Source organism: Knoellia sp. p5-6-4 (assembly GCF_029222705.1).
In the GTDB taxonomy this organism is placed as follows: Bacteria; Actinomycetota; Actinomycetes; order Actinomycetales; family Dermatophilaceae; genus Pedococcus_A.
On record NZ_JARGZF010000001.1, the window covers coordinates 2149521 to 2159490 of the forward strand.

Annotated in this window: 10 protein-coding genes, 1 tRNA gene and 1 riboswitch; of the genes, 5 read left to right on the forward strand and 6 right to left on the reverse strand. The window is 71.2% G+C overall.

From position 1 onward, the window contains the following. Positions 1 to 31 precede the first annotated feature (31 nt). Positions 32 to 826 carry an alpha/beta fold hydrolase gene (locus P2F65_RS10425; RefSeq protein WP_275806559.1) on the forward strand — a complete coding sequence of 265 codons (795 nt, stop codon included), beginning with the start codon at positions 32 to 34 and terminating at the stop codon, positions 824 to 826. Here P2F65_RS10425 and P2F65_RS10430 read toward each other — a convergent pair. Next, positions 795 to 1223, reverse strand: coding sequence for a cyclic-phosphate processing receiver domain-containing protein (locus P2F65_RS10430; RefSeq protein ID WP_275806562.1), 429 nt, complete (start codon positions 1221 to 1223; stop codon positions 795 to 797). The two genes, P2F65_RS10425 and P2F65_RS10430, sit on opposite strands and share 32 nt — an antisense overlap. Positions 1224 to 1261: 38 nt before the next feature. Next, positions 1262 to 1371: riboswitch (SAM riboswitch) on the reverse strand. A gap of 100 nt (positions 1372 to 1471) precedes the next feature. On the opposite strand from P2F65_RS10430, the gene P2F65_RS10435 reads away from it, so the two are divergent. Together P2F65_RS10435 and P2F65_RS10440 are read left to right on the forward strand one after the other, a co-directional pair. Then, positions 1472 to 2230, forward strand: coding sequence for a class I SAM-dependent methyltransferase (locus P2F65_RS10435; protein ID WP_275806565.1), 759 nt, complete (start codon positions 1472 to 1474; stop codon positions 2228 to 2230). 199 nt (positions 2231 to 2429) lie between these two features. Beyond that, on the forward strand, positions 2430 to 2750 hold the full coding sequence (locus P2F65_RS10440; RefSeq protein ID WP_275806568.1) for a GYD domain-containing protein: 321 nt from the start codon (positions 2430 to 2432) through the stop codon (positions 2748 to 2750). A 545-nt stretch (positions 2751 to 3295) separates the two neighbouring features. Here the strand turns inward: P2F65_RS10440 and P2F65_RS10445 are convergent. After that, positions 3296 to 3368, reverse strand: a tRNA-Lys gene (locus P2F65_RS10445). Between the two features lie 291 nt (positions 3369 to 3659). Here P2F65_RS10445 and P2F65_RS10450 point away from each other — a divergent pair. Next, entirely contained in the window at positions 3660 to 3974 is a 315-nt protein-coding gene (locus P2F65_RS10450) for a cupin domain-containing protein (RefSeq protein ID WP_275806571.1), read from the forward strand. A 192-nt stretch (positions 3975 to 4166) separates the two neighbouring features. Here the strand turns inward: P2F65_RS10450 and P2F65_RS10455 are convergent, their stop codons facing one another. Continuing rightward, complete coding sequence (locus P2F65_RS10455; protein ID WP_275806575.1) at positions 4167 to 4673, reverse strand: SRPBCC domain-containing protein; 507 nt, start codon at positions 4671 to 4673, stop codon at positions 4167 to 4169. Continuing rightward, positions 4670 to 5020, reverse strand: a complete 351-nt coding sequence (locus P2F65_RS10460) for a metalloregulator ArsR/SmtB family transcription factor (protein WP_275806578.1) — start codon at positions 5018 to 5020, stop codon at positions 4670 to 4672. Before P2F65_RS10460 ends, P2F65_RS10455 begins: the two co-directional genes overlap by 4 nt. Positions 5021 to 5400: 380 nt before the next feature. Here P2F65_RS10460 and P2F65_RS10465 point away from each other — a divergent pair, with 380 nt between their 5' ends. Beyond that, the gene (locus P2F65_RS10465) at positions 5401 to 8061 is read left to right on the forward strand and encodes a SpoIIE family protein phosphatase (RefSeq protein WP_275806581.1); all 2661 of its coding nucleotides are present in this window, start codon (positions 5401 to 5403) and stop codon (positions 8059 to 8061) included. A gap of 25 nt (positions 8062 to 8086) precedes the next feature. Here the strand turns inward: P2F65_RS10465 and P2F65_RS10470 are convergent, their stop codons facing one another. Continuing rightward, a complete protein-coding gene (locus P2F65_RS10470) occupies positions 8087 to 8521 on the reverse strand; it encodes an SRPBCC family protein (protein WP_275806584.1) in 435 nt (144 codons plus the stop codon). Continuing rightward, on the reverse strand, positions 8430 to 9905 hold the full coding sequence (locus tag P2F65_RS10475) for a wax ester/triacylglycerol synthase family O-acyltransferase (RefSeq protein WP_275806587.1): 1476 nt from the start codon (positions 9903 to 9905) through the stop codon (positions 8430 to 8432). Before P2F65_RS10475 ends, P2F65_RS10470 begins: the two co-directional genes overlap by 92 nt. Positions 9906 to 9970 lie beyond the last annotated feature (65 nt).

Consider the following 9970-nt stretch of genomic DNA (forward strand, 5'->3'; position numbering starts at 1 on the left):
ACGGCGCTGGTCACACCTACGCTGGCTGGCAATGAATGAAGCGACCGCGCCCCCCGAGGGCGAGACCCGGAAGCGGGAGACCTGGATCCGGGTGGGCGCGGCCTGGGTGCAGGCGATCGAGGTCGCCCCGATGACGCCGGCGCGCGCGACGGTGGTGCTCCTGCCCGGCTTGGGGCTGCCGCGCTACACCCTGCCGACCGTCGAGGTGCTGGCCCGGCGCGGGCTGCGCTGCGTCGTGCTCGACCTGCTGGCGTGGCGACGTCCCCGACTGAGGGTGCCACCGCTGGTCGAGCCGATGGGCGAGGCCGCAGCACGCTGGACCAGGGAGGCCGACCTCGCCGGTCCCGTTGTCGTCGTGGGGCACTCGACTGGCGCGCAGGTCGCCCTCGGCGCAGCCCTCCGCCTCCAGCACGACCGCCCCGACCTGTCTCTGGTGCTGGCAGGGCTGACCTTCCGGCCCGAGCACCGCTCATGGCCGGGGCTGCTGCGAGGCGCGGCCACGGCATACCGCAAGGACAGCCCGGCAGAGCTGGTGGTCGCGGCCAGGGACGTCGCGCGCCTGCGCGCCGACCTGGTCAGCGTCATCGGGTCGGGGCGGCGCGACCGCCCGGAGGAGCGGGTGCGCGACCTCGAGGTGCCGCTCGTGCTCACCGCCGGTGAGGCGGATTCGTTTGCGCCACAACAGTGGATGGCCGATGTCGCAGCGGCTGCGGGCAGTCCGTCGGCACGGGTGGAGGTGCTGCCGGGTTCGCACAACAACCTCTTCACCCACCCCGAGGAGGTCGCCGACGTGGTCAGCGCGGCGGCGCCTGCCACCGCACCCTGACCCACATGTTCGCGGCGTAGCTGCGCCGCGCGGGGTAGCCCGCTGCGACGAGCTCGGCGCAGATCCGGTGCCCGTGGTGGATATTGGAGCTGTGCACGCGGATGGTGCTGATCGACTGGGGGCTGCCGGCTGCGGCCAGCTCGACGAGGTGGTCGACGACGGGTTGGGCCGTGTCGCCGAGACCGAGGTCGTAGTCGAGCCAGAGGTCGTCGATGGGGGTGTCGACGAGCCCGCGGAGGAGGGCGAGCGCCTCCTCGGAGGTGCGAGCCGTCAGCGCCGGCCTGCCGTCCTTGAAGTCGCGCGTGTCGTCGACGAGAACGGTCAGTGGCCGCCGGGGTGGTCGGCGGTCGGCGGAGTGGTCGCCGGACGGCTGGGCGGATGCGTGGCTGGAAGGCACAGGACCTCCTGGTGACGGGGATCCCTTGGCGCGCTGCGGATCCGCTGTTACCGGCCGGGTTCGGCACGGTCCGCTCTTCCCCTGGGGCACCTCCGCGGTGGAGGTTGCCGGGCAACAAGCCAGGTACTTGTCGTTGCCTCTCCTGAGCTGTCTCCACTGTAGGAGAAAGCGCCGACAGGGCTCCTTCGTCGGGGACAAGGCCGCCTCGTGCCAGACTCTGCGAGTCGTCTGAGGCAGGAGGAATCCCGGTGCGCGTGACCACCTACGGCCAGCTGATGGAGCTGCTCGACAGTCTCTATGCCGACGGGGCCGAGCGGACCAGCGACGCGGCTTCGGCGTTCTGGGACGGGCTGTTCCAGCGAGAGGGGCACCCGCTGACCTCCGAGCTGCCCGACGCGGCGCTGCCCGCGTGGCAGGCGGAGGGCCTGCTGCCGGGTGGACGGGGGTCCTCCGCCCTGGACGTCGGGTGCGGATTGGGGCGCAACAGCACGTGGCTGGCGGCCCAGGGATTTGCCGTCACCGGCATCGACATCTCCCCGTATGCCGTGGAGACGGCTCGGTCGCGGAGGGAGAGGGCGGGTGCCGCCGGTCCGGGGGCGTCGAGGCCGGGGCCCGACTACCGGCTGGTGGACTTCGTGCGCGAGCCGGTGGCCGGCGGTCCCTTCGACTTCGTCTACGACTCGGGGTGCTTCCACCACCTTGCGCCGCACCGGCGGATCTCCTACATGGAAGGGCTGTCGGCTGCCCTGGCGCCGGACGGCGTGTACGGCATCTGCACCTTCACGGCCGGGGCGATGGGGAGCACGGCGTCGGACAAGGACCTGCTGCTCCACGGGCACCTCGAGGGCGGGGTCGGGTACACGCTGGATGAGCTGGCGGAGATGTTCGCCTGGCTGGAGCTGGTGGACGCCCGGCTCATGCCGCCCGGCCACACCCACGAGGAGCCGACCTTCTCGCACGACTTCCTGCAGGTGGCGCTCTTCCGGCGGCCGTCTACGTCTTCCTGACGGGTGAGCCGCCTTGCCGCCCGGCTGCCTTCGTGGTGAGCGGCGGCAGTACCGGTCATCGGACCGTCCTATCCGCGTGCTCGAAGCGCTCGCTTTCGCGTGGTCCCGGTTCACCCGTCGCTCACCACGATGGGGGTTGTTGCGCAGGTGTGGTGGTTGAAGCGTGGCTCCCATCCGTGGCGACCTGGAGGAGGACCACATGAGCCGTTACATGATCATTGCGCGCTACGACAGCGCTGGAGCCAAGGGAGTCCTGGCCAAGGGCGGCAGCGCCCGAGCGGCTGTCGTGGAGAAGCTCGCTTCTGACCTGGGCGGACGCATGGTGACCTTCGACTTCGCCTTCGGTGAGGACGACGTGTACACCCTCTGCGAGCTGCCGGACAACAAGGCCGCGGCCGCTGTCGCCCTGGCCGTGAACTCCAGCGGGCTGGCCCATGTCCGGACCGTCGTCCTGATGACTCCTGAGGAGGTTGACGAGGCGACCGAGCAGAGGGTCGACTACACGCCTCCGGGCCAGTGAGCTGGGAGCCCGGGCGACCAGGATCAGCCGCGGCCGGCTGCAATGCCGATAGAACACCGCGCACGATGTCTCTCTGCCAGGGCGGTCGTTGACGGGCGTCTGGTCATCAATGAGTCCTGATTCGATGGCCTCGAGGAGCCGGCCAGGCCGCAGGAGCTCCAACAGAGGATCGAGTGCGCCACGGAGGGTCGAGGTCATCCGGACGCAACCGACGCCGCCTGCTCGACTCCATCAACGGTCCAAGCGGCGTCGGATCTGCCTTTGCCTCCAGCGGGCGCTGAACGGATCCGGTACAAGCCATCCCACTCGCGAGCCCTGCCCTTCGGGCTGTCGCTGCCCCACGGGGTGTCACCAGCGCACTCATGAGTCCGTGCCCACCAGGCGGCCGGAACGATGGAAAGGTCGACGTGGAAGTCGCCGAAGCCACCTTCGTTGTACTGGCCTGACTGGATGTCGACTACCGCCACGTCGTCACCCTGCTGAAGCCGCCCTGTCGGACACGCGCCTCGGAGGCCAAGGCGGCGGCTTTCTGACCTGTGCGTTTGTGGGCCCCGTGGGGCTCGAACCCACAACCTACGGATTAAAAGTCCGCAGCTCTGCCAATTGAGCTAGAGGCCCGGGGGGTCAGGGTTTGTGGTCACTAGAACCTCGGATGACCATGGTGTAGTTCGACCGTCCTGACCGCGAGGAGACCATACCCCGTTGTGGCCTTCGGCCGGTGGGTCCGTCTGCTGCGTGGGGTGCGTGCCCCAGACCGACCCCGTCACAGGCGCCTTGACATTGCGTCGCGCTCGAGAGCAGCGTCGAAGGTGGGCAAGTCGCGGCAACAGGGAGCGCGCAATGGGCGACGAAAAGCGGGTGAAGCTGATCCGGCCAGCAGATCGCTCAGAGGGCCAGGTGACACCAGGCATGCACCGGGAGCAGGCCGCCAGCACGGATCGCAGCTGGGCAGGCCACGTCACGACCGAGGCCGGGATGGTGTCCGGGTGGCACCACCACGGAGACTACGAGAGTCACATCTACGTCCTCTCGGGGCTGTTGCGCATGGAGTCCGGACCTGGCGGGCAGGACGTGATCGACGCGCAACCCGGTGACTTTGTCTTCGTGCCGCCGCACACCGTGCACCGCGAGGGGAACCCGGCATCGGAAGAGGCCGCGGTGATCGTGGTGCGAGCCGGACGCGGGGAGGCAGTGGTCAACGTCGACGGACCCGACGAGGCCTGAAGCGGGATGCCGCGCCCAGGCGGACGGATCGTTTCCGACCCAGGCCCACGCCATGTGGTGCGGGAGCCGCGGGCGGCCCGTCGCGGCATACCGACTCTGTTGAAGCCCGGGGGACGATGGTGGTGTGTGTCGCGCCGGCGCGGGCCACACCCCGGAGCGTCGTGGCGCCCCGGGGTGGACCTGTGGTGGCCGTCAGGAACGGGCCCGGGCGGGCTCGCCGGCGAGGATCGCGTCGATCTGGCCCATGGCCTGCGTGAGGCCCTCCTCCATGCCCATCTGGAGCAGCTGCTCCATCGCCTCGAGCGAGGGGAATCGCGACGAGATGGTCACGGTGACCCCACCCGGCCGGTCGGTGATCTCCACCCGCATCACCATGGTGGGCATGTCGGAATTGGGTGCTCCGGACTCGTCGGCGAAGCCGTCCTCGACCACCAGCACGCGCGGCGCCTCGACCTCGCGCACGTTCCACCACCCGCGGTGCCGGTCGCCCTCGGGGCCGGTCATGTAGTAGTCCACGTGCCCGCCCTCGCGGAGGTCGTGCTGCTCCACGGTGGCGGGGTAGGTCGGTGGTCCCCACCAGCGCTCGAGCTGGCGGGGGTCGGCCCACAGCTGCCAGGCCCGATCCGCGGACACGTCGTAGTCCGCGGTCACGGTCATCGTGAGCTGGTCGGTGTCCTTGCTGATGCTGGTGATGCTCATGCGTTCTCTCCTTGCTTGTCCTCGTCCAACAGGTCGGCCATGCGCTCGAACCGGCCGCGCCACAGGTCCTCGTAAGCAGCAAGCAGCTCCTGGGCCCGTCGGATGGCGTCCGGCTGGCCCGAGACCCGCTGCTCTCGTCCGTGCCGGTGCTTGACCACGAGCCCCGCCTCCTCGAGGACGGCCACATGCTTCTGAACCGCCGTGAGGCTGAGGGGGTAGTTGCGCGCGAGGGCCGAGACCGAGTACTCGCCCACGAGCACCCGCCTCACGATGTCGCGGCGCGTACGGTCGGCCAGCGCGTGGAAGAGCCGGTCGACGTCGTCATCGGTGGACTGATCTACAACCATCAGGTTGTAAATACTCCTCCGGCTCGCCGCAATACGCAAGCCCCCGGCGGGGGCTGGGCTCGACAGTGGGCCGCTCCTGACGCCCTCAGGCCGCTATCGCCCGGTCTGGGTCGATATGGCGTACGGGGCACACCGCCCGGGGTATCAAAGAGGGTCCAACGGCCTAGCGAATGCCCCTGCCGCGACCACACACTGAGGAGGCAGATCGCGACGTCGACCTCACAGGCGGATGCCCCCGATCACCCAACCGGGGTGATGAGTCCGCCTGGCGTCAGCCCCCTGCAGGTGCACACCCCGGTGCGCCGGTCGAGGGGGGTGCACGTCGCCAGAGGAGTGCCGATGACCGCTCGCCCCGTCGCCGACCCGGCAGGCGATCCAGCATGAGCGTTCGCGACGCCACCCTCACGCGGCCGGCCACCTGGGAAGTCGACCCGCGCCGGCCGCGGCCGGAGCGCAGGCTCGACCTCTACGCCGCCGTGGCGGTGGCCGCCCTGGCCTCGGTGGCCTATGTGGTGGCCCTGCTGCTCGAGGCGGTGCCACCCCGCGGCCTCTCGGTCGTCTTCTTCGCTGCGGCGCCCATCAGCGCTGCCTTCGCGCTCGTGGTGCTTGCGGCCCGTTGGCGGGCCGAGCGCGACCCGGCCCTGAGCTGGGTGAGCACCGGCCTGGCAGTCGGGTGGCTGGCGATGGTCCTGCAGCTCATCTCGTTCCCGACGGTCAACCCCGGCGGGGGCCCCCTTGGCACGAACGACCAGAGCAACGCCGCGCTCTACCTGATGTTCCACCTGGCCCTCCCGCTGGGTGCACTTGCCGGAGCCCTCAGAGCACCTGTGGTGTGGCGCCTGCCCGCGGCGGGTCTCGGCGCCGGCCTCACGGTGCTTCTCGCCGTGAACGCAATCCCGCTTCCCACTCTCCTGCGGCCGGACACGTCGTTCACCCCACCCCTCCTCAGCATCGAGTACGCCATGGCGGCGTTCACCGCGATCGTCGCGGTGACGTGGATCAGGCGCTCCGGACGCGACGCCACCACGCTCCGGGGCTGGGTCGGGGTCGCCCTTTCGCTCGCGGTCTACGACCTGCTGTTCAACGCCTTCGCAGCCGAGCGGTTCAGTGCTGTGTGGTGGGCGAGCCTGTCCATGCGCGTGGCGACCTACTCCGTGCTCGCCATCGGCGCCGTGGCCAGCGTCCTGATCCGTCTCTCCGAGACCGAGTCCTACACCCAGAGCGAGCTGGACCGGCGCGAGGGCGAGCTGCGCACCTCCCTCGGCCTGACCAGCCAGCTCCTCGGCTGCGCCCAGGACCTGGCCAAGGCCGTAACCCCGCCCGAGGTGGCCGAGGCCCTGTGCCGCGACGCCGTGGCCGCCAGCGGCCTGCGCCGTGCCGTCGTCCTGGTCAGCCGGGAGGGCGAGCCGACCGCGGTCCTGGGCCACGCGGGCTATGGGTCCCGGCCGGGTGACGAGCTCGCGGGGAGCGGTTGGGACGCCCCGTACGCCTCGACCTTCGCACCACTGGCCAGAGAGCCGCTGTTCCTCGAGTCCACCGAGGCCGTGCGCGCCAGGGTCCCGGCTGTCGGGTCACCCCTGGAGGAGGCTTCCGTGCTCGTGGTGCTGCCCATCCGAGTGGCCGGCCAGCGGCTGGGGACCCTCCTCGTGTGGGACACCGAGCCCCGGACCCTCGAACCGCACCAGCGGGAGGTCCTGACCGGACAGGCCAGCCAGGGCGGTCAGGCCCTGCGGCGGGCGCTCGCGTTCGAGAGCGAGGCCAACGCAGCCTCCACGCTCCAGCGGTCGCTGCTCTCCCCGACGCTCCCGGCCCGCGACGACCTGGCCATGGCGGCCCGCTACGTCCCGGGTGAGGCCGGCCTGCGAGTCGGCGGTGACTGGTACGACTGCGTGCCGGTCGACGACCACAAGGTCGCCCTCGTCGTCGGCGACGTCATGGGTAAGGGGCTGCGTGCCGCCGCTGTGATGGGGCAGATGCGCACCGCCGTCCGCTCCCTCGCCAGCGCCGACCCCTCGCCGGCCGCCGTGCTCTCGGGCCTCGACCGCCTGCGCTCCATGCTCGACGTCGACGAGATCGCCACTGTCGTCTACGTGCTCCTCGACGCGGAGTCGGGGGTGGTGCGCATGGCCAGGGCGGGCCACCTCCCGCCCATCCTCGTCGACCGTGAGGGCCGGGCCACCCTGCTCGAGGAGGGTGGGTCACCACCCCTCGGCTCACCCACGCCGCAGCGGGTCGAGGCTGAGGTGAGGGTGCCGCCGGGCAGCGTGCTGGCGCTCTACACGGACGGCATCGTCGAGGACCGGGCCAGCGGCCTCGACGGCCTCGAGGCCTTCGTCGACCTCGTCGGCGAGACAGCCCGCCGCAAAGGCTCCGACGTCGAGGCCCTCGCCACCGAGCTCCTCGTGCTCACCTCCGCCAACCAGCGGGCGGACGACATCGCCCTGCTCGTCGCGCGGCTGCCGAGCGTCCCCACGGGTGGAGGGCAGGAGGCTGCCACCGAGCCGGCCCTGAGCCGGGCCGGTGCCGTTGCCGTCCTCGGAGCGGCAGGTCGTGAGCCGCTGAACCAGCCGCAGGGGCTCCAGCCCGTGCCGGCGGTGGCGCTCGCGCCCCACGAGTCCGCTCCCACCGGCGCCGGAGCGGTGCACGTCGGCCGGGTGCCGTCGCACAGCCTCGCCCCGTACGAGGCGACGTTCCCGCAGAGCCCCCAGACGGCCGCCAAGGTGCGCCGGTGGATCCGCCAGGGCTCGCACGGCGTCGACCGGGCCCTGCGCGAGGACACTGTGCTCTTGGCCACGGAGCTGGTCACCAACGCCGTCCGGCACGGCCACGGCGACGTCAGCGTGCGACTGTGGCCCCGGCCGGACGTGGTGCGGGTGGAGGTCAGTGACGCGAACCCGCACCGTCCGGAGCCCGGCGACCTCGACCTCGACGCCGAGGACGGACGCGGCCTGCTCATCGTCGGTGCCCTCAGCTCGCGGTGGGGCACGGCGCCGCGGCCCGGTGGCGCCGGCAAGACGGTCTGGTTCGAGCTCGACCGCTGACCAGCGGGTATGCCGGGTGGCCCGGTCAGCCGCCGAAGCGGCCCTGCAGCCCGGTGAGGGTGTCCGAGACGAGACCCTTGATGACCCGCGAGCGGAGGAACCCGGGTAGCGGCAGGTTGTGGTGGATCGTCAGCTGGTAGGTCACCTTCGTGCGGCCCCGGCCGGCCGACTCCAGCGTGTAGACACCCTCCTGCCCCGTCTGCAGCCGGCCCTTGACCATCGACCAGCGCAGGCCGTGCGGCGAGTGCTCGTAGGCGAGGATGTAGCGGTCTGTGCCCACGCTGCTCGAGGCGGCGAACCTGGCGGTCAGCGGCCGCCCGTGCCCGTCCGACGTCAGCACCTCGGCCTCCTTGATCTCGGGGATCCACTCAGGCTGGCTTGCGACGTCGCGCAACAGCGCCAGCACGTCGGCCTGGGTGGCTGGTACCTCGACGGACTGGGTTGCGGTGTCGGTGGGCATGCCGGCTCTCTTCCTCTCCATCACGGCCGAGGCGCACCAGCGCCTCCACCTCGTCCTCGAACGCCGCGAGCAGGGTCTGGGGCTCGGGGACGACGCCGGCGTCCACCATGAAGCCGACCCTGACGCTCCCGGCATACGTGAAGATGCACACCCCCACCGTCTGGGAGCCGGACCCGGGCACCCAGCCCAGCACGCCGGTGACCGGCACCCCCGCGAAGGTGCGCGGCTCGCGCGGGCCCATCACGTTGGTGGTGACACCGATCGCCTTGTCGGCGAAGAAGTCCACCACTGGGCGCTCCAGCGCGGGCGTGCTGAAACCGATGGCGGTGATGAGCCCGAAGGTCAGCACGGACTCGGGGGAGCTCTTGAGCCAGTCCATCCGCCGCTTGGTCTCGGCCAGGCGCTCCAGCAGCCCGGCGCTCGAGCTCGGGAAGGTGAAGAAGACGAGGGCGAACTGGTTGCCGAGCTCCCGGGGGAGCGGCTTGTCCAGCGGGCGGAGGTTGACCGGCACCATCGTGACGAGGTCGACCGGCGTGGCGTCGTGCTCGACCTGGTAACGGTGCAGGGCGCCGGCGACCGCGCTCATGAGCACGTCGTTGAGCGTGGCGCCCGCCAGACGGCCGACGTGCTTGAGCGGGGCGAGCGGCACCGGCTGGGTCCACACGACCCGCTTGTGCAGGCCGGGCGTCCCGGCGACGACGTTGGCCGGGTTGCCGAGGAAGAGCAGGTCGCGCACCACCTGGCCGGTCCGTGCGCCGGTGCCGACCGACCTCGCCAGGGCGGAGGGGTGGGTCAACCGAGCCGCCTGCTCCACCGCGCTGCGGGCGAGAGACACCCCCGTCGACGCCCTCGTCGACACCTCCTTCGACACCTTCGTCGACACCGCCGACGGCGCTGCGGGGCCGGCAGGGTCTCCGTGGAGCGGTGGGGTGTCGACGAAGGCCCCGTTGTCGGTCAGCGACATGAGCACCCGGGCCAGGGCGATGCCGTCGGCCAGGGCGTGGTGGATGCGGAAGAAGACGACCGCCCCGGTGCCGTAGCCCTCGATGAGGTGCACCTCCCACAGCGGGTGCCGGCGGTCGAAGGGCCGGTGGAGGTGGTCCTCGACGTGGGCCTGGAGGGCTGCGTCGTCGCCCGGCTCCGCGAGCGTCTCGCGCACGAGGTGGCGTGCGAGGTCGAAGCCGGGGTCGTACTCCCACGACGGCAGCCCGATCGGTAGCGGAGGGGCAACCGGCCGCTGGCTGAAGACCGGGTAGCGGTCGATGAAGCGCTCCTGGGCGATGCGCCGGACCTCGTCCCAGTCGGGCACCGACTCGAGGAACACCAGGCTCGTGATGACCATGAGGTTGTTGGGCCGGTCCATGTTGAGCCAGAGGGCGTCCACGGGCCCGATGCGACGCCTCCCGGTGATGGACACGTGCCCTCCCTCCCGGGACGCCGCCGCAGGGT